We start from the raw sequence: 19,029 nt of genomic DNA, 5'->3' as shown, positions 1-19,029 counted from the left end.
TCTCTCTCATTGTTATGCTATAATAAAAAGAAGTTTAGATCTAAGAGGGAAGGACGTCTGAAGATGGAGATTAAGTTAGATGCAAAACAAATTATCGAAAAAGATTTCGGTACGAGTTTGCGCGGGTATAGCAAAGATGAAGTGGATCTATTTTTAGATCAAATTGTAAAAGACTATGAAAACTTTCGACTTGAAATTGAACGTTTAGAAAAAGAAAATGCACGTTTAGAAAAAGAGATGCAAGAAATGGCTGAACGCGAAGTACGTTCAGTACCTAATTCGCCAAAACAACCACCTGTTAGCTCGACAAACTTTGATATTTTAAAACGTTTATCAAATTTAGAGCGTCATGTTTTCGGCGATAAATTAAACGGGGACGTGTAAGTTGCGTTTTTACTGAACTCGTGTATAATAAAAAGTTGCTATAAGGTCATTTAAGTAATCGCTGCGATGCTAGACATCGTAGAGGAAAGTCCATGCTCACACGATCCTGAGATGGTCGTAGTGTTCGTGCTAGATGAAACAATAAGTCTAGGCAGTGAGAGCTGACGGCAGGTCCCTATGCTAAGGCGTCGCGCTATGCATACACCTTGAAAGTGCCACAGAGACGAGCTCATAAGGAAACTTATGAGGTGGAACGCGGTAAACCCCACGAGTGAGAAACCCAAATTTTGGTAGGGGCACTTGTTGCGCGGAATTGAACGTAGCAACGAGGCGAACTTGTTCGCAGACAGATGATTACTACCGGAGTACGAGGCGTGAGCCGTTGGAGTACGAAGGAACAGAACATGGCTTATGAATGGCTTTATAGCCTAATTTTACAACACGCTCAAATAGAGCATAATGAAAGTGTCGATGAAGAGTACTGCTTTATCGACACATTTTTTTACGTGAGGATGATTAAATTGACGACGTACCAATTAGTTGCGACTTCAGCGATGGGTCTTGAAGCGCTCGTTGCTGATGAGATTCGAGAACTCGGCTATGAAACGAGAACAGAGAACGGAAAAATTTATTTTGAAGGCGATGAATTAGCGATTGCACGCGCCAACATGTGGTGTCGTGTAGCGGACCGAATTCGCATCGTCGTCGGGCAATTCAAAGCGAAAACATTCGATGAATTGTTCGAGAAGACAAAAGCATTGCCATGGGAGCGTTATTTACCAGTAGATGCAGCTTTTCCAGTTCAAGGCAAATCAGTGAAGTCGACCTTATATTCGGTGCCTGACTGTCAAGCGATTACGAAAAAAGCGATTGTGGAACGAATGAAGCAAGCGTATAAACGAATCGGTTTTTTAGATGAAAGCGGTCCGTTATTTAAATTGGAAGTATCGATTTTGAAAGATGTCGTGACATTGACAATCGATTCAAGTGGTGTCGGTTTACATAAACGTGGATACCGAATTGATCAAGGAGGGGCACCTTTAAAAGAAACATTAGCTGCTGCTTTAATTAAATTAACGCGTTGGAGTTCCCATCGTCCATTTATGGACCCATTTTGCGGCTCTGGAACAATTCCGATTGAAGCGGCAATGATCGGTCAAAACATTGCGCCAGGCTACAATCGTAATTTTTTAGCGGAAGAATGGCCGTGGATGAAGCAAGCGATTTGGGACCAGGTTCATGAAGAAGTGGAAGATGTTGCCAAATATGACGAACCGCTTGAAATTATCGGTTCAGATCACGACGGTCGCATGATTCACATCGCACAAGAAAACGCCATTGAAGCAGGATTTACCGAAGATTTGATTACGTGGCGTCAATGTGCTGTAAAAGATATTACGATTCAAGGCGAAAACGGCGTCCTCGTCGGAAATCCACCATACGGAGAGCGACTTGGTGAAGTGGAAGAAGCGGAAGCGATTGCGCAAGTGCTCGGTTATATTATGGAAAGCCACCCGTCGTGGAGCACGTATATTTTAACATCATTACCTAATTTTGAAGAACACTTCGGCAGTAAAGCGACGAAAAAACGTAAACTATTCAATGGATTTATTCGCACCGATTACTATCAATATTGGGGCAAACGTGTGTAAAATCATTCGTTTTTAAACATATAAAGCAACGAGAATACCCTCAGTTCACAATTGTGAAGTGGGGGTATTCTATCCGAGAAAGAGGTACAATTATGCGAAAAAAATTACCCTTCACATTATCGAAAGATCAATCTTTTTATGAATCGTTAAATGATTGGATTGGCGATACATTGTATGATGAGTTACCAGAACGTGGATTTGATCTTCGTGACGAACAAGTGTTTATGGCGTTTCAAATTGAGAAAGCCTTACAAGAGAAAAAAGTATTATTTGCAGAAGCGGGTGTCGGCACTGGGAAGACGATCGCTTATTTATTACCAGCGATCAGTTATGCACGTTATACAGGAAAACCTGCACTCATCTCATGCGCGGATGAAACACTCATCGATCAGTTAGTGAAAGAGGATGGCGACATTCAAAAAATTAGCGATGCCCTCAATTTAAATATCGACGTACGTTTAGCGAAGTCACGCGATCAATATTTATGTATTAAACGATTAGAAGACGCATCAGACTTCGGATATGGCGATTATGCGGATGAAGTGGAAGAGTCGCTACCCGGCTTCGTATTCGGCTCTGATTCGTTAGAAAAAATGTACCCATACGGGGAACGTTCGGCTTATCCAGAATTGAGTAATGACGAATGGGAAACGATCAACTACAATCCGATTCAGCAATGTGCTTCTTGTGACGTTCGTAACCGTTGTGGTCAAACATTGCACCGCGTGGCTTATCGCGAGGCGACCGACTTAATCATCTGTTCGCATGATTTTTATATGGAGCATGTGTGGACGAAAGAATCACGTTTACGCCAAGAGCTTTTGCCACTTTTACCAGATTTATCGATGATCGTATTTGACGAAGGGCATCTGCTCGAATATGCAGCGCAGCGTGCGTTAAACTTTGAAGTGCAGAGCGAAACACTCATTAAATTGTTAGAACAAGTAATGGTCGATGGTGTTCGTGAAACGACTTTAGAGAAAATCGAACAATTGATCGAAGTTCATGCGCTCTTTTTCGATGAGATGGAAGACTATATTACATTGAATGACGGCGAACGCTACACGATTAATAAAGTGGAGCGATTGAAAAAAATAGCGCTCTCTGCGATTCGTTTAGCAGATGAATTATTGGAAGAATTCGTATTCGACGGTGAATTATATGTAATCCCAAGCTATGATTTAAAAATGGTCGAGGAATATTTAGAGCAATATACGTATTCGATGAATTTATTTGCGACGGATGAAGAAGCGATCGATTGGATGGAAGATCGTGAAGGAGATTGGACACTCGTCATTATGCCGCGCCTCGTGACCGATATTTTGCGCAATCAATTGTTTAATCAACGTTTACCGATTATTTTCTCATCTGCGACATTGTCTGTCGATGAAGATTTCACCTACATTCAAAATAGTTTAGGGATTACAGAGCCGCTTAAGTTTTCTGTACAGTCACCATTTGATTATGATGAAGTGATGAAGATTGAACAACATGTAACGGAAGATAAACGAGAAGCAGTGTTAAATATTATGAAAAATCGTCAACAAACATTAGTGTTATTCAAATCAAAACAAGCGATGTTAGCGTTTAAGGAAAGTTTGACGCCATCTGAACGAGAATTGTTTGATTTTGAAGGGGACCGAGAGTTAAGTGCGATGATTCGTGATTTTAGCGATGGATTTGTTCAAGGGATTGCCTCTTATAATTTATGGGAAGGCTTGGATCTTCCAGAACATCGTTTAACACAAGTGATCATTTACGATTTACCATTACCACCACAAGACCCGTTATTTGATGCGAAGCGGAAACATACAGACCGACCATTTGAAACAGTCGACCTTCCATTTATGCAATTGCGTTTGCGTCAAGGAATCGGTCGACTTATCCGCACAGAGCGAGATGCGGGAATTGTTCATTTGCTTGTCAACCATGAAGAAGTGAAGTTACAATCATCATATGAAGACTTATTCCCAGTGAAAATCCAATCTTCATAATTGACGAGGAGGAATGGTGATGAAGCGTTACGTACTCGCTCCAATGGCTGGTGTCTCGACAGTAGAACTCGTCGCAGCGGCGTGTGAAGCAGGGATGCTCGGCTCTTACGGAGCAGGTTATTTAACAGGAGAACAGACAGAACAAATTTTAAAAGAGTTACGCGAATTGATCACGACGTCCTATGCCATTAATGTGTTCGTACCAGAAGGGGTGTCAGCGGATGAACAGAACATTCAACGAGCGTACGAAACGATTCGGTCGTATGAAGAGCGTCTCGGGTTGACTGCAGAACAGCCCGTCATTCCACCGAATGCATACGAAGCGCAAATTAATGCGATTTTAAATGACCCAGTTCCGATTGTTTCATTTACATTCGGTGTTCCGAGCGAAGAGGTTGTGAAGGCATTAAAAGCGCAAGGCAAACAACTGATCGGTACTGCGACATCGCTAGAAGAAGTAAGGGCGAATGAAGCGGCTGGTATGGATGCAATCGTCGTTCAAGGTGTAGAAGCGGGCGGGCATCGTGGAAGCTTTTTACGCGATGCGTATCTCCCTTTACTCGAATTTATCGAGCAAGCGAAACGAGTGACGACATTACCGCTCATTGCGGCAGGAGGAATTGCGAGTTATATAGAAGTAGAAGCTTGCTTACAAGCAGGTGCTTCTTCTGTTCAAATCGGTACCGGTTTTTTATGTGCAACAGAAAGTGGCGCTTCTATAATTCATAAGCAATCTTTGCTCGAATCGCAAGAAGGCGATTTCGTAGTGACGAAAGCGTTTAGTGGAAAAGAAGCGCGTGGCATTCGCAATACGTTTATTGAAGAGATGAAAAACGAAGTATTAGCGCCGTATCCGATTCAACATTGGCTGACGAGTCGTTTGCGTAAAGAAAGCATTAAGCAAAATGATCCCAACTATACATCGATGTGGTCAGGAGAGCGAGGGCATTTAGCGCAAAGTGGCACCGTTCAAGAATTATTAAAAAACTGTTACAGCGAATAATTCGCTGTAACAGTTTTTATTTGATGACGAGCACTGCACATGGAGAATGATTGACGACTTTTTGGCTAACGCTTCCGATGACGAGTTTTTCAATCGGATTTAGTCCTCGGCTACCAATCATAATTAAATCTGCTTTTTTCTCTTCGGCATATTCAGTAATCGCTTTACCTGGAGAGCCTTGTAATTTCGTTAAAACGTAAGGAATTCCTTCTTGTTCAAATAAGCTTTCAATCGGGTAGAGACGTTGTTGAATGACTGGATCGTTTTTTAAAGATTCCGGTGAGCGAAATGCGACGGATCCTAAGTCGCTTTCATCGATGACATACACGAGTTCAATAATGGAGTTTTTTGATAAGTGAGCGATGCGGAGTGCTTCTTTTGCCACACGTTGTGAGTTTTCTGAGCCGTCGATTGCGACGAGAATATGTTTATACAAAATAAATGTCCTCCTTTAAAATGATGTGCATCTTTAGTATACCATCTTTTTTTATACACTGTGACGATAGAATAATTGAAATGATCAGGAGTGAAACGAATGTCTTGTTTTTGTGAAGAAGTGAGCGATGAAAGAATTGTCGAATTTGATTTTAGTGCTTCTGTTTTTTGGTGTGGGGAATGTTTTGCGAATTTGGAAATAGAAGAGGAATTTGATGAAGTGCTTCAAGCATTTATTCAAGAAAGTGTGCAATTGTTTGAAAGGTATGGAGAACGAGAGGTTGAAGCAATTCGATGGTCGATGGAGCAAAAGCAGAAATTGAATGAACGAGGGGAAAAGATTGCGCGAGAAGCGATGAACCAAAGTCCGTATCGATATGTTTATAAAGAAATACTAATATAATACCTGTATTAATAACATTTTATTCTTAAAATAATACAGTAAAGGATAGTTTACTTTTCTATTAGTATCAATTCACTATCGTCAATTATGTTAAATAGGCGTATTTACTTATGATTTCATTGGAAACATAGAAAAAATATGTTATATTATAAGTGTAACAGAAATGAATAATTTGGAGGCGGATGTTAAATGAAAGCAGCAGTTTGGTATGGTCAGAAAGATATTCGTGTAGAAGAAAGAGAATTAAAGGAACTTCAACCTAATGAAGTGACCGTACGTGTCGCTTGGGCAGGAATTTGTGGAAGTGACTTGCATGAGTATGCAGAAGGACCAGTTTTCGTTCCAGTAGACGAAAAAGCACCACTTACAGGTGAAATTGCGCCACTCATTATGGGTCACGAGTTCGCAGGAATTGTTGAAGCAGTAGGAAGCGAAGTAACAACAGTGAAAGTCGGAGATCGTGTAGCGGTCAACCCAACATTAACATATGGAAACAAACCAGAAGAATACGATACGTATGACGGCTTTAACTTTATCGGGCTTCATGGTGATGGTGGATTCGCGACATTTGCAAACGCTCCAGAATCAAATATATATGTTTTACCAGAACCGTTAACATTGCAACACGGTGCGCTCGTTGAACCAGCAGCGGTAGGCGTACAAGCGGTGAAAGAATCTAATTTACGCTTTGGAGATACGGTTGCCGTATTCGGAGCAGGTCCGATCGGTTTATTAACAGCGGCGGCAGCGAAAGCAGCAGGGGCAAGCAAAATCATCGTTCTTGATTTATCAGAAGAGCGTTTAGCGAAAGCAAAACAAATGGGCGCGACACATGTTGTCAATTCAGGAGAAGTGAATCCGGTAGAAGCGATTAAAGAAATCGTACCTTACGGTGTAGACGTTTCATTTGAAGTCGCAGGTGTGAAAGCGACATTTGAACAAGCGATTGATTCAACGCGTCCACGTGGAACGATGGTTATCGTGTCAATCTTTGCGAATCCAATTCCGTGGAATCCACTTCAGTTAATTAATACGGGTGTTAAAATTACATCAAGTATTGCGTATACACCATCTTCATTCCAACAAACGATTGACTTAATGAGTACAGGTCAATTAAATACAGATGGAATCGTTACGGATCAAATCGAGTTGGACGATATCGTCGAAAAAGGATTCGACGTTTTAATTTCAGATAAATCACAAGCGAAAATTTTAGTGAAATTAAGTGGCGAACAGTAAGGAGTATAACCCCCTTCTATCCAATGAGGTAGAAGGGGGTTTCTTTCATGATGTCTCTTTCATCTCGTGATGGGTGTGAATTGTAAAATGTGCCATCGCTTCATCTAATTGAGAGGCGAGTTTGTGTAGTTTAATGATTCGTTCATCAATCGCTTGCTGGGTCTTCATTTGATCATGTACAGAAACTAGAGTGGTAGACGCTGTTTCATTGGAGCTTTGAGCGTAATGTAATAAGTCATTTGTTTTACGATTGACTCGTTCGGTTTGAACGACAATTTGAGCCAATGCTTCCGAGACATTCGCAAATTGATGATTCATTTGTTCGGTTGCTTGTTCAATATTTTGAAATAAGTGAACAGTATCCGTTGCGACATCGCTATTTTTTTGAATGAGCTTGACATTTTCACGACTCCATCCAACCGTTTCGTGAATGGAGCCTTGCATTTCCTTCATAATTTGCTGAATTTGTGTTGTCGCTTCTTTTGATTGTTCGGCTAATCCTCGTATTTCCTGCGCGACGACAGCAAATCCATTCCCAAACTGTCCGGCATGCGCTGCTTCGATTGACGCATTCAATGCTAATAAATTGGTTTGTTCCGCAACACTTGAGATGAATGAAGCGACTTCCGCCATATGACGAAAGCGTCCAGCTACTTGGTCGACTTGAGTAGTCATCTGTTTTGTTACATGTTCCATTTCAGTCATCTGATGTTGAAATTGCTCCATTTGTTTTGTGCCATTATGTACGACATCATCGACAGCAGAGACGGCCACTTGTAAATCGTTATTTTGTTGTTGCAACACTTGAATTTGCTCATGCATGACATTGGTGGAATCAACAGTATCATGCACTGTTTTCACTTGCTTTTCACTCAATTGTTGATTATCTTCCGCAATCATCGCCATCGTTCCGAAAGAAGTTGTATGTTCTTCAGAATAAGAATTTAATAAATCAGCATAACGAGTGAGATTCTCAGAATTTTGATGCGCTTGGTGAAGCGTTTCTGTTAAAGAATCGATCATATTTTCGACAGAACGTGCCATTTGTCCAATTTCATCTTTTGATTGAATCGGTAAAATTTGTTGGACAATATCTCCATGACTTAATTGATCAATTGCACGTTGAACGATTCGAACAGGGTGCACAATTGCCCGATATAAAAAGAAAGCGAGTCCGATGCTGAGTGCGAGTGAAAGGGCAGTGAGTCCGATGATAAGATTACGAATGAAGACGGACCAATCAGCGACATCTTTTTTCATATTGTCTCGTTCTTTTATTTGTTGAGCAGTTAGTTGTTGCACAGCTTCACTCATCGATTCTTCATACTGTTCAATTTCTTCGATAATTGGCTTGGCTCGCGTTAAATCTCCATTTTCCATATCACGAAAAATAAGTTCCCCCATCAGTAAAAAACTAATCGATGCTTCTTGAATTTCCTTCAAATGTTCTTGTTCGGCAGGAAGGGTGAGCTTCTTTTTTAATTGAAAAAGGAGCGCTTGATACTGCTCTTTCGCTTCTGCAAACTGTTCAATATACACGGGCGATAAAAAAATTAAATAGCTTGTGGCACTATTTGCAAGTTGCTGTTGTAATCGGACGAATTCATTTAGTTCGTCAATGGTCTTTTGCTGTTGTTCTGTAATTTGTTCATGTTTCGTTTCACTTTGAGCGAATGTATATATGCTTAAAGTAGTAGCGCATGCAAAAATAATAAAAAGTAAAGAGAATGCAAGAGCTAATTTCCGTCCAACTGTGAAAATCATACGAAGCCTCCGTTTATTCATACTATGACTAGTATAAAAGAGGGAAGTAAAGGACATAAGCCTTTTATTGTTAAGAAATCGTAAAAAAACAGTAAAAACCTTTTGAATTTATAGGTTTTTACTGTTTTTATCATTCGTCGTCTAACATGATTAACACTTTCATTTTTTCTGTACCATTTAATAAAACAGGAAGTGTGATCGCTTTCCCGAAGCCATGAAACCTAGCAGAACCTGTCATCACAGTCGGTGTTGTAATATCGATCATCAATTTATCGCTCTCTAAACCGACACTTAAATTTCCTGCCAGCATATTACCGATTTCACCACTTAACGATTCAACAAATTCATCTGAAATGTCCATTTTAAACATTTCTTTTCCTACATCTTTCATTGTATCAAGTGTCGTATCGATTAAAATCCGACCTTTCGTATCGCCAACTAGTCCGATGAGCACGCTAATTTCTTTTTGAGTATAAGGCTCAGGAGATACAGTAGGCGCAGAAATTTCAACGTTGAATGGTATGACCTCTTTTAAAGAGCGGGTCATATGATTTAAAATGAGTTGGATTGTTTTAGCTTGGGACAAGATCTTTCCCTTCTTTCATCTTTTATAGATATATTATACCATGTAGAAAGTAATGTTAAAGCGAAAAGTTTCTCGTCTATGTCCCTTGAAAAGTAAAAATGGTATGATATAGCGAGAATAGTTTAAGAAGGGGTCGAAATCATTGGAACAAATATCTTCATTAATGCGTACAACTGCTATGTACGACACGCTCTTTGAGAAAAATGGTGACCGAGAACGCGTCGATAAATTACAACTTTTTATCAAAAAATTACAAAGTCGCCAATTTACAATTGGCTTTGCGGGACACTTCTCTGCAGGGAAGTCATCGATGATCAATGCTTTAACAGGAGATGACTTATTACCATCGAGTCCAATTCCGACGAGTGCCAACATCGTCAACGTGCAAAAGTCAGATGAGAACTATGTCATTTTGCACCAGACGGATGGCCGAGCGATTAAATATAAAGGCCATGATTTTACCGGAGCGATTAAAGCGTTCGGGAAAAATGGGGCAGAAGTGGCGCGCATCGATATCGGTCATGTTGAATCGAATATTCCAAAAGGTGTCACGGTCATGGATACGCCAGGCGTTGACTCGACGGATGATGCGCACGCATTATCGACAGAATCTGCACTTCACTTATCCGATATCGTCTTTTATACGATGGATTATAATCACGTTCAATCGGAGTTGAACTTCACATTTACGAAAGAATTAATGGCATACAATCCGAACGTTTATTTAATCGTTAACCAAGTCGATAAACATCGCGATGAAGAGTTGTCGTTCGATGATTTTAAAAAATCGGTAGAAGAATCGTTCGCAACGTGGGGTGTTCATCCGAAAGGGATTTTCTTCACATCATTGCGCGCTTTTGATTTACCGTACAATGATTTTACGAAAGTAAAAGCGATTGTCGATGAGGCGATGCGCGATGCCGAAACACAGTTCATTACAAATAGTGAAATGATTTTACAGAAGCTCCATGATGAACATGTGGAATTTTTACAACGTTCTGCCGAGAAAGTGAAAGAAGAAACGACGATTGTGGAAGAGGAAGAATGGACAATGCGTGAGGAGCTAGAAGAACAATATGCTCGTCTTCGCCATGAGCGTTCTTTACTATCGAGTGACGCTTTCCAAAGAGAATTTGAAGCAGCGCGTAGTGAATTAGTGGAAAGTGCTGCAATTACACCGTTTGAAATGCGTGAACAGCTGAAAGATTATTTAGAAAGTAAAAATCCGAACTTTAAAGTCGGTTTATTATTTGCGAAGAAAAAGACAGAAGAAGAACGTTTACGTCGTCACGACGCGTTGTCTGCTTCTTTATCTCAACTGATCGATACACAAATCATTATGCATTTGCGCACATTGATGAAGCGCACGTTGAATAAAGCGAATTTATTAACGGACGAAGAAACGCGTAAAATTGACAGTATGCCGCTCGATATTTCTTTCGATGAAATCGATGAAGTGTTGCATGCGCCAGATGTTATTACAGGGGATACCGTTTTAAACTATACGAAACAAGTACGTAACCGCATCGAAGTATTATTGCGCCAAAAAACAGATGCTTGGAAGCAAGAGATGGCGAAAAAAGCCGAGTCTGTCGGAACGGAAGCGACAGTAACGCTCGATAAACGCATCGCAACACTCGGTGAAAAAGTGACAGCGGTCGCTCAGTACGATGAATATACACAAGCATTACAATCGATCGATCAAATTTTAGAACGTGATGATTTAGCAGCTTCAAACGCTGTCGAACGCCGTTTGCGTGCTTGGAGTAAGCCGATCGAATATATTGAAATTGATGAATTCGATGAGCGAGTAGAAGAGGAAGTCGAAGAAGAAACCATTCTCGAATCAGGACAAGCATCAACGATTGATGCTGATCAAGTTGTCGATATCGCTTCACAAATCGCTGAACGTATCGGTGCCATCGAACAGCTCGCAGAATGGGAAACGTATTTAAAATCAAAAGCGAATCGCATTCGCAACCACGAATTTACGGTCGCTTTATTCGGAGCTTTCAGTGCTGGAAAGTCATCGTTCTCCAATGCGTTAATTGGAAATAAAGCATTACCTGTATCGCCAAACCCGACGACAGCGGCGATTAACCGCATTCGTCCAACGACAGAAGAAAAGCAACACGAGCATGCGGACGTACATGTGAAAACACACGACATTATGTTAGAAGACGTCGGTCGTTCTTATGAAATGATCGGCATGCGCGTCACATCTTTAGAAGAAGCGTATGAAAAAGCAGATGAAGCGTTAGCAAAACCGATTGAAGATGAGCGTCTTCACTTGCATAAATCGTTCATTCGCGCGTATCAAAAAGGATACCCGACGTATCATGCGTCACTCGGTGAAGTGTTGTACGTCGATAAAGACGAGTTTTCTAAATTTGTTGCAGAAGAACATCGCAGTTGTTTCGTCGATTCGATCGATTTTTATTTCGATAGTCCGTTAACACGTCAAGGGGTGACACTCGTTGATACGCCAGGAGCGGATTCGATTAACGCGCGTCATACAGACGTTGCCTTCGAATACATTCGAAATGCGGATGCGATTTTATTCGTGACGTATTATAACCATGCTTTCGCTCGCGCAGACCGTGAATTCCTTATTCAGCTTGGACGCGTAAAAGATGCGTTTGAAATGGATAAAATGTTCTTTATCGTCAACGCGATCGACTTAGCGAGCAATGACGAAGAAGCAGAGCAAGTAAAGTCTTACGTGCGTAATGAATTAACGAAATTAGGAATTCGTCATCCACGCGTGTTTGGCGTTTCAAGTTTAGAAGCATTACAAGCGAAAGAGCGTGGCGAAGAAGACCCGAATATGGCGATAATTGAAGGACAGTTCTATTCATTTTTACAAAATGATTTAAAAGGAATGGCTGCTGAAGCGTTACAAACGGATAGCGAAAACGTCGTTTCTCTCGTGCGCGAGCAAATTGAACGTGCTGAAGCAAATATTGCGCGTAAAGGTGAACGTTTAATCGAATTACGCGAGTTGGAAGAAGCGCTCGAAAATCGTTTCGAACAATCGTTTGAAGAAGTGTATGTCCCTGCTTTAACGAATGAAGTGAAAGAGTTGTTGTACTACGTGAAACAACGTGTCTTTTTACGTTTCCCAAGTTTTTTACGCGAGTCATACAACCCGATTATTTTCGCGAAACATTCAAAGCAAGAGGCATTGAAAATGGCATTGACGCAAATGACGGAAATGATTCGTTTCGATTTCGTCCAAGAATTACGCGTGACGAACTTACGCGTCGGGAAGTATGTCGAACGAATCATCAAAGAACGTCAACGCAGTGAAACGGAACAGTTATTAGAAATGGATCACGCTCTAAAAGTGCGCCCTTACGAGATGGAAGAGTACGACATGCTTCATTTCGACGAACAATTCCAAAGCATCGCACCATACGAACAAGTGAACCGTCATTATAAAAATGAATCTGCGTTCTTTGAAAAAGGAGGGCGCGATACGTTAGGGCAAGCATTGCAGGAGTTACTTGAAGCGGATGCGGAAACGTATATGCAAAAGGAAAATGACGTGTTGTACGATTGGGCATTTGCGTTACTCACGAAAGAAGCGCATCAATTGTATAAACATTTACACGATGAAGCGATGCGTCAAGTGAAAGCGCAGTTCGAATTGTTAGAACATGAAGACCAAATCGAAGAGTGGAAAGACGTGTACGAACAATTAGAAGAGGTGATGAAATGATCGTATTTCAATCCAAACCGAATCCGAATGCGAAATGGATCGACGCTCGTTTTTATTTAATGGACGTCGAAGAAGGAAAGCGCCGTTATGACGAAGAACATATTGCAGGAGCAATCTATTGGGACGTCGAGCGTCATTTGTCAAATATGACAAGTGACCTCGGGCGTCACCCTCTACCGTCGAAAGAAGCGTTCACGACTTTATATCGTGAAAGTGGCCTTACATTAGACGATGAGATTGTCGTTTATGATGACGCAATTTCAGGAGGAGCGAGTCGTGCCTACTGGTCACTCCGTTATGGCGGCTTTCAAAATGTCGTCATCGCCCGTGAATCGTTCGAGCAATTGAAAGAACTCGGGTACGAGACGACGAATGAAAGAGTCGTCGTTACACCTTCTCATGTTGTCCCTTCATTTGATGAGTCGATTTTAGCGATGACGGAAGATGTGGAGCGCGTCGTAGCAAAAGAAGAACAAGCGACGTTAATCGATGCGCGAGCGCATGACCGTTACTTAGGAGAGCGCGAGCCAATCGATCCTGTAAAGGGGCGTATTCCTTCAGCTCTATCTTTCGACTGGGAACGTCTCATCGATCACGAAGCAGGGCAGTTTTCACTCGAACAGGAAGATGAATTTTTGAAGCTCGTTTCGAAAGAAGAGCCAATCATCGTCTATTGTGGTAGTGGCGTTTCAGCAGCACCACTTTTTGCGATGTTGACGCATTATGGTTTCACGAATGTTCGCTTGTATGCGGGAAGCTTTAGTTGTTGGATTCGTGGCGACCGCCCGATTGCGACAGGAGAGTGGTCAGAACGTGAGTAAGTTTGCCATTATCGGAGATATTCATTCTTCGAAAAAAGATTTACAAGCGGTATTGCAACATGTGCGGAAAGTAGACCCACAAGCAGAAATCGTCGGAACGGGCGATATTTTCGAATGTACGATTAGCAAAAAGAAACTTCCGCTTCCAGAGCCTTTGCCGTATGAAGACGTGTATAAAACGAAACAATCGTTTGAACAGTTATTAACTTTTCCTACCGTTTATGGTAATCAAGAAGAGCGCATTTTGCTCGTAGGAGAAGGAGAAGACGAATGGCCGAAATGGATGCGACGCTTACCTGAAGTGTATCCTTTATCTCCAGATGCAGCGATTATTCATGGACATCAGTGGGAATGGGGCGGTACACCGTGGGCATTGCAAAACTACACGATGCAAGCTCGCTTAACATTTTACGGGCATAGTCATACGTCTTTAATCAATCGCCAACCGGTGCAATTCGGGTATCCGTATGACGTGTCGACAGGCGAACATTTAATTAATGTCGGTTCGGTCGTCAGTAACCGCGAATGGGTACTATACGATGAAGAAGCAGGGCATGTTTTATTTATGAAAGCGTAAAAAAGCGCATGAGGAAAGTCTCATGCGTTTTTGTCATTTATTCAATCCTTTCGGCTGAATCAGGAATGGTAATGTCGAGTGCTTCGTTGTAGCGATAATCTTTTGTAAATGTTTTTCGTTGTTGTGGGAATTCTTGACCTTCCACTGCGTACGTATAATATTCAACCAGTTCAGTACTTTGAACTAAATTCGTTTCTTCGTCGATGATTACTTGAATGCGATATTCTTCATATTTCGGCAGTTCAATGACGAGGTCTTCCGCTTGAATGCTCCGCTTCGCGAATTCTTGGAATTGAGTCGTAAACTCCTCCTCTGTCGGCGCATATGTTAAAATATACAGTCCGTCTTTTTTCTCGACGGTCATATGATGATCGAGATTGTCAATCATGCGTTCAAAGACGTGAAAAGGATTTTCGGAAATTTTCTTGAATTCTTCCAGTACGAGAGCGGCAAAAGTATGTTCTCGCTCGAGCTGTTCTTCTGGAATTTCAGGACCTTCCAAATAATCATGTTCGGCGTCGGCATAGTAAATCATGCCATTTAATTGCGTATCGACTCGAACGAGATTGTTTTTCATGTCCATTTCACGGAAAGATTCATGACGGAAGTCGTCATTCCCTTCATCATATGTCACATAAATAGAATCAAGTTCAGCATGCGCTTTTTTCGTATTTTCGATAATTTTAGCGGCTTCGGGATCTTTCGGTTTCGTTCCATCGTCGCTTCCGCAAGCGGTTAAGACGAGGAGTGAAGTAAAGAGTAGTACAGTTATGAATCGTTTCATTCGGTATGAAACCTCCTTTTGTTTACAGTAGCAACTCTGTGTGAAAACTTCATGAATCGTTACTGTTTTCGCACGTGGCGCTCGGTTAAATGAATGGCGCGCCTTGCGAGTTGATCGGCGGCTTTATTTTGTTTTTCGGGAATCCATTCGACGAAACAATAATCAAATTGGTCGGCAAGCGTTAAAATATCATGTAAAATAGGACGGAAATGTTTATTTTTCGTTTGTCTTCTTTGAAAACTATCGACGACTACTTGTGAATCTGAAAATGCTCGTATAAATGTCGTCCCAAGTTCTTGTGCGTATTGTAAAGCTGTTCGTAAAGCGAGAAATTCCGCGAGATGATTGTCCGTCGGTTCAATCGGTTCGGCAATGTGAATAAGATGACCTTCTCCACGAATGAAAATCCCGATACCACTCGGGCCAGGATTGCCAGCACTCGCTCCATCTACAAATATTTCTAACATATTGATAAACCCTCATTTCAAAAGGAGATGATTATTGTGGAACGTAAACAACTCATCCGTGAAATCGATGAGATGACCGATACGTATTGTGAAGGCTGTCTCGTCAAGCAATCGCTCACGAAGGAAAGAAGCAAAACGAATGCCCATCGCTTTTGTATTACGCAATGTTCGATTGGTTTGCGCATTCAAAGGATGGGCGAAGTGATGATGCAAGACAGCAAAAAAGGATGACACACTGTAATAAGTGAGGTCATCCTTTTCTTTATCCGTTCACAGAGACATTCGTTGCTTGAGGACCTCGGTTCCCTTCTTCAACTTCAAAGGAAACAGATTGACCTTCTTCTAATGTTTTGAAGCCTTCCGTCGCAATACCCGTATAATGTACGAAAACATCTTCACCATCTGACGTTTCGATAAATCCGTACCCTTTTTCATTGCTGAACCATTTGACAGTACCTTCACGCATGACGAATTCCCCCTTAGTGATTCCATTATTCATAATGTGATTTCACTATACAGGACTATTAAAATTTCGTCAACGCTTCATTCGACTAAAATCCCTGCATCACGCAATTTTTGCTCTGCTTGATTCATCATGTCAGCGTCTTTAGAAGCGATTGTATGCATATGAATCCCATCTTCACTTAAAGTGGATAAGTATGCTGCTTGATACTTTTGAACGCGTTCAATGAACTGTTGCACCTCTAAGCGGTTGGATACCATAATCGATGCACGTAAGTCGCCATAAATCGGATGTTCGACAGCGACATCTTTCACTAATATACCGTGATCGACGAGTATGTTGAGCTCTTCTTCTGTTTGGTCTGAACGGTGTGAACACACAATCGTTTTTTCAATCATTTGCGGGTCGCTTGTAGGCGTAGTATACAAATAGCCACGACTCGTCGCTAAAATCGGCATGCCTTGCGCTTTCAGCAACGTAATGTCGCCGACAATTACTTGTCTACTCACATTTGCTCGTTCACCGAGCTCGCTTCCTGTAAGTGGTGAGTCGGATTGTTTGAGCCATTGGAGTAGTTGTTTGCGCCGTTCATTCCCGAGTAATTTTTCTTCGGTCATATTGAAGCCTCCTTCATCATGTCGATGTTTATTTTACCATAGTTATATGTTCTGTATAAATAGAGTGCATCGCTTCTGCTAAAGCTTTTACATCTTCTACTGTCGTCGATTTTCCAAACGAAATCCGCACGAATTCTTTCGCACGGTCGGGAGAGGCTTCGAGGGCATACATCGCTTTCGAAGCGACTTGCATGCCGACTTGGCAAGCGCTACCTGTCGAAATCGCAAATCCTTTCTCGTTCAATCGTAACATGAGCAACTGTCCTTCTATCGGATAAATGCCGAGCCCGATAATGTGAGGAATTGTATTTTCACCGTAAATCGTTAAGTGGTGGGCTGGAATTGTTCGTTTCAGTTGGTCAATGAGTTGTTGATGAAGCGCATTCGCCTGTTTTTCAAAATCTTCTCTTTCTTCAATCGCAAAAATCACTGCTGTTGCGAAACTTGCAATACTCGGCGCGTCTAGCGTCCCACCTCGAAATCCTCCTTCTACAGGAAAACCTTGAAAGAGCGGTTCGAATCGAACATGCTCTCGAATGTACACTGCACCTACACCGATCGGTCCGCCGACTTTATGACTGGAAACGGAAGCCGAATCGATATAGGAAATGATGGGAGAAACGTCGATCTTTCCGAATGACTGGACGAGATCGCAATGGACCAACGCGCCGTATTTTTTTGCAATTTTTGCGATTTGTTCAATCGGCTGAATCGTTCCGAGTTCTGGATTGACATGTTGAACGATAATCATGCCGATATTTTTATTCATCTTTTTTTCTAAGACGTCCATATCGATTATTCCATCTGTTCGGAAAGGAATAGAATGAATCGTGTACCCGTGACGTGCTAAATAGTCTACGGCACTGTCGCAAGAAGCGTGTTCTCCTTTGCTAATGATGATTTCCTTTTTACAAGAGGCGAGTGCGATTTGAACGATGGCGAGCACATTGCTTTCCGTCCCACTATTCGTAAAAAATATGCGATGATTCGGCACGTTAAGCAAGCGAGCAATCCGTCTACGACTATTTTCAATTAATTGCGCCGCAAGCCCTCCGACATCGTGTAAACTGTTTGAATTTCCGTACATTTTCACGTTCGCTTCTTTCAATACGTCAAGAGCACGTTCATCCATAGGTGTCGTCGCACTATGGTCAAAATAGATCATAATCATTCTCCTTTATGAAAACTCAGTAAAAATATCTTGTCATAATTTTCGTTTTATGTAAAGATAGATGTCAAGACAGTTGAGTGAGGTGTAAAATGAATAGAGTAACTATACGCGAACAACTCGTTCGTTTTTATAAAGAAGATGTCGGAACGGGCGATCTCTCGGTAGAGTCGATTTTTCCAGAAGAGATGACAAGTGAGCTGACACTCATCGCAAAAGATACGGGCATCTTTTGTGGAAAGATGGTGATTGAAGAAGGGTTTAAGCTAGAAGGAACGAAAATAGCGATTAAATATTGTCGGGACGATGGAGAAGAAATAAGTTCTGGAGAAACGGTTGCGATCATTCGAGGGCCAATTCGCACACTTTTAACTTGTGAACGACTCGTTTTAAATCTCGTACAAAGGATGAGTGCCATTGCGACGAAGACGAATCATCTCATTCAATTGATGGGAGAGACGGATACTCGTTTAACGGATACGCGCAAAACAGCACCAGGACTTCGCATGTTTGATAAATATGCCGTAAAAGTAGGAGGCGGACACAATCATCGCTTCGGTTTATACGATGCCATTATGTTGAAAGATAATCATATCGCCTTTAGCGGCTCGATTACAGAAGCGGTGAATAAAGCGCGCGACTATGTCGGACATACGGTCCCGATCGAAGTTGAAATCGAAACAGAAGCGCAATTAGACGAAGCGATTCAAGCGGAACCGAACATTATTATGTTTGACAACTGTACGCCTGAACAAATTACAAAGTGGCTACCGAAAGTGCCGAAATCGATTGCGACAGAAGCGAGCGGTATGATCACAGAAGAGACGATTCGCGCTTACAGTGAGACAGGTGTTGATTATATTTCAGTCGGTGCATTGACGCATTCCGTTCAAGTGTTTGATATGAGTGCGGTCGTAAAAATGAAAACGATGGAGGAGACATCATGACTTT

At 41.6% G+C, this 19,029-nt stretch carries 19 protein-coding genes and 1 other RNA gene; 12 read left to right on the top strand and 8 right to left on the bottom strand.

What is annotated here, in order from left to right:
- Window positions 1-63 precede the first annotated feature (63 nt).
- From gpsB to IRY55_RS05415, 5 genes are all read left to right on the top strand, one after another.
- Window positions 64-384, top strand: a complete 321-nt coding sequence (gene gpsB / locus IRY55_RS05435) for a cell division regulator GpsB (protein WP_194562220.1) — start codon at window positions 64-66, stop codon at window positions 382-384.
- 46 nt (window positions 385-430) lie between these two features.
- An RNA gene (rnpB, locus tag IRY55_RS05430) (RNase P RNA component class B) lies at window positions 431-801 on the top strand.
- Window positions 802-905: 104 nt separating this feature from the next.
- On the top strand, window positions 906-2,036 hold the full coding sequence (locus IRY55_RS05425) for a THUMP domain-containing class I SAM-dependent RNA methyltransferase (protein WP_194562400.1): 1,131 nt from the start codon (window positions 906-908) through the stop codon (window positions 2,034-2,036).
- Between the two features lie 92 nt (window positions 2,037-2,128).
- On the top strand, window positions 2,129-4,030 hold the full coding sequence (locus tag IRY55_RS05420; RefSeq protein WP_194562219.1) for an ATP-dependent DNA helicase: 1,902 nt from the start codon (window positions 2,129-2,131) through the stop codon (window positions 4,028-4,030).
- Window positions 4,031-4,049: 19 nt separating this feature from the next.
- The gene (locus tag IRY55_RS05415) at window positions 4,050-5,033 is read left to right on the top strand and encodes an NAD(P)H-dependent flavin oxidoreductase (RefSeq protein ID WP_194562218.1); all 984 of its coding nucleotides are present in this window, start codon (window positions 4,050-4,052) and stop codon (window positions 5,031-5,033) included.
- A gap of 16 nt (window positions 5,034-5,049) precedes the next feature.
- On the opposite strand, the gene IRY55_RS05410 is transcribed toward IRY55_RS05415, so the two are convergent.
- On the bottom strand, window positions 5,050-5,469 hold the full coding sequence (locus tag IRY55_RS05410; protein ID WP_194562217.1) for a universal stress protein: 420 nt from the start codon (window positions 5,467-5,469) through the stop codon (window positions 5,050-5,052).
- A gap of 99 nt (window positions 5,470-5,568) precedes the next feature.
- Here IRY55_RS05410 and IRY55_RS05405 point away from each other — a divergent pair, with 99 nt between their 5' ends.
- Window positions 5,569-5,871: a hypothetical protein gene (locus tag IRY55_RS05405; RefSeq protein ID WP_194562216.1), complete on the top strand. Its 303-nt coding sequence runs from the start codon at window positions 5,569-5,571 to the stop codon at window positions 5,869-5,871.
- A gap of 189 nt (window positions 5,872-6,060) precedes the next feature.
- Entirely contained in the window at window positions 6,061-7,110 is a 1,050-nt protein-coding gene (locus IRY55_RS05400; protein ID WP_194562215.1) for a 2,3-butanediol dehydrogenase, read from the top strand.
- A gap of 45 nt (window positions 7,111-7,155) precedes the next feature.
- Here IRY55_RS05400 and IRY55_RS05395 read toward each other — a convergent pair whose 3' ends face one another.
- Both IRY55_RS05395 and IRY55_RS05390 read right to left on the bottom strand, forming a co-directional pair.
- Complete coding sequence (locus tag IRY55_RS05395; protein ID WP_194562214.1) at window positions 7,156-8,874, bottom strand: methyl-accepting chemotaxis protein; 1,719 nt, start codon at window positions 8,872-8,874, stop codon at window positions 7,156-7,158.
- A gap of 130 nt (window positions 8,875-9,004) precedes the next feature.
- A complete protein-coding gene (locus tag IRY55_RS05390; protein WP_194562213.1) occupies window positions 9,005-9,460 on the bottom strand; it encodes a chemotaxis protein CheX in 456 nt (151 codons plus the stop codon).
- A gap of 163 nt (window positions 9,461-9,623) precedes the next feature.
- Between IRY55_RS05390 and IRY55_RS05385 the strand changes: the two genes are divergently transcribed.
- Genes IRY55_RS05385 through IRY55_RS05375 form a run of 3 tightly spaced genes read left to right on the top strand, consistent with a single transcriptional unit; the run spans window position 9,624 to window position 14,579 of the window.
- Entirely contained in the window at window positions 9,624-13,181 is a 3,558-nt protein-coding gene (locus IRY55_RS05385; protein WP_194562399.1) for a dynamin family protein, read from the top strand.
- Window positions 13,178-14,002 carry a sulfurtransferase gene (locus IRY55_RS05380; protein ID WP_194562212.1) on the top strand — a complete coding sequence of 275 codons (825 nt, stop codon included), beginning with the start codon at window positions 13,178-13,180 and terminating at the stop codon, window positions 14,000-14,002. Before IRY55_RS05385 ends, IRY55_RS05380 begins: the two co-directional genes overlap by 4 nt.
- Window positions 13,995-14,579, top strand: coding sequence for a metallophosphoesterase family protein (locus IRY55_RS05375; protein ID WP_194562211.1), 585 nt, complete (start codon window positions 13,995-13,997; stop codon window positions 14,577-14,579). Before IRY55_RS05380 ends, IRY55_RS05375 begins: the two co-directional genes overlap by 8 nt.
- Before the next feature lie 37 nt (window positions 14,580-14,616).
- Here the strand turns inward: IRY55_RS05375 and IRY55_RS05370 are convergent, their stop codons facing one another.
- A complete protein-coding gene (locus IRY55_RS05370) occupies window positions 14,617-15,363 on the bottom strand; it encodes a DUF6612 family protein (protein WP_194562210.1) in 747 nt (248 codons plus the stop codon).
- Between the two features lie 59 nt (window positions 15,364-15,422).
- A complete protein-coding gene (locus IRY55_RS05365; RefSeq protein ID WP_194562209.1) occupies window positions 15,423-15,830 on the bottom strand; it encodes a ribonuclease HI family protein in 408 nt (135 codons plus the stop codon).
- 36 nt (window positions 15,831-15,866) lie between these two features.
- On the opposite strand from IRY55_RS05365, the gene IRY55_RS05360 reads away from it, so the two are divergent.
- The gene (locus IRY55_RS05360; protein WP_194562208.1) at window positions 15,867-16,061 is read left to right on the top strand and encodes a zinc-finger domain-containing protein; all 195 of its coding nucleotides are present in this window, start codon (window positions 15,867-15,869) and stop codon (window positions 16,059-16,061) included.
- 31 nt (window positions 16,062-16,092) lie between these two features.
- Here the strand turns inward: IRY55_RS05360 and IRY55_RS05355 are convergent, their stop codons facing one another.
- From IRY55_RS05355 to IRY55_RS05345, 3 genes are all read right to left on the bottom strand, one after another.
- Entirely contained in the window at window positions 16,093-16,296 is a 204-nt protein-coding gene (locus IRY55_RS05355; protein WP_194562207.1) for a cold-shock protein, read from the bottom strand.
- Between the two features lie 77 nt (window positions 16,297-16,373).
- Entirely contained in the window at window positions 16,374-16,910 is a 537-nt protein-coding gene (locus IRY55_RS05350) for a transcription repressor NadR (protein ID WP_194562206.1), read from the bottom strand.
- A 28-nt stretch (window positions 16,911-16,938) separates the two neighbouring features.
- Entirely contained in the window at window positions 16,939-18,075 is a 1,137-nt protein-coding gene (locus tag IRY55_RS05345) for a cysteine desulfurase family protein (RefSeq protein ID WP_194562205.1), read from the bottom strand.
- 95 nt (window positions 18,076-18,170) lie between these two features.
- On the opposite strand from IRY55_RS05345, the gene nadC reads away from it, so the two are divergent.
- Window positions 18,171-19,025, top strand: coding sequence for a carboxylating nicotinate-nucleotide diphosphorylase (gene nadC, locus IRY55_RS05340; RefSeq protein WP_194562204.1), 855 nt, complete (start codon window positions 18,171-18,173; stop codon window positions 19,023-19,025).
- Window positions 19,026-19,029: the final 4 nt, after the last annotated feature.

Origin of the sequence: Savagea serpentis (genome assembly GCF_015351395.1) — a bacterium.
Taxonomy (GTDB): Bacteria; Bacillota; Bacilli; order Bacillales_A; family Planococcaceae; genus Savagea; species Savagea serpentis.
The sequence above is the reverse complement of the archived record's forward strand: the minus strand, read 5'-3'. Positions and strand labels throughout refer to the sequence as shown.

Bases quoted from the DNA above. Each gene is read 5' to 3' on its own strand.
- gpsB (WP_194562220.1), top strand. From the start codon at position 64: ATGGAGATTAAGTTAGATGCAAAACAAATTATCGAAAAAGATTTCGGT.
- IRY55_RS05420 (WP_194562219.1), top strand. From the start codon at position 2,129: ATGCGAAAAAAATTACCCTTCACATTATCGAAAGATCAATCTTTTTAT.
- IRY55_RS05415 (WP_194562218.1), top strand. From the start codon at position 4,050: ATGAAGCGTTACGTACTCGCTCCAATGGCTGGTGTCTCGACAGTAGAA.
- IRY55_RS05405 (WP_194562216.1), top strand. From the start codon at position 5,569: ATGTCTTGTTTTTGTGAAGAAGTGAGCGATGAAAGAATTGTCGAATTT.
- IRY55_RS05400 (WP_194562215.1), top strand. From the start codon at position 6,061: ATGAAAGCAGCAGTTTGGTATGGTCAGAAAGATATTCGTGTAGAAGAA.
- IRY55_RS05395 (WP_194562214.1), bottom strand. From the start codon at position 8,874: ATGATTTTCACAGTTGGACGGAAATTAGCTCTTGCATTCTCTTTACTT.
- IRY55_RS05385 (WP_194562399.1), top strand. From the start codon at position 9,624: ATGCGTACAACTGCTATGTACGACACGCTCTTTGAGAAAAATGGTGAC.
- IRY55_RS05380 (WP_194562212.1), top strand. From the start codon at position 13,178: ATGATCGTATTTCAATCCAAACCGAATCCGAATGCGAAATGGATCGAC.
- IRY55_RS05370 (WP_194562210.1), bottom strand. From the start codon at position 15,363: ATGAAACGATTCATAACTGTACTACTCTTTACTTCACTCCTCGTCTTA.
- IRY55_RS05365 (WP_194562209.1), bottom strand. From the start codon at position 15,830: ATGTTAGAAATATTTGTAGATGGAGCGAGTGCTGGCAATCCTGGCCCG.
- IRY55_RS05355 (WP_194562207.1), bottom strand. From the start codon at position 16,296: ATGCGTGAAGGTACTGTCAAATGGTTCAGCAATGAAAAAGGGTACGGA.
- IRY55_RS05350 (WP_194562206.1), bottom strand. From the start codon at position 16,910: ATGACCGAAGAAAAATTACTCGGGAATGAACGGCGCAAACAACTACTC.
- IRY55_RS05345 (WP_194562205.1), bottom strand. From the start codon at position 18,075: ATGATCTATTTTGACCATAGTGCGACGACACCTATGGATGAACGTGCT.
- nadC (WP_194562204.1), top strand. From the start codon at position 18,171: ATGAATAGAGTAACTATACGCGAACAACTCGTTCGTTTTTATAAAGAA.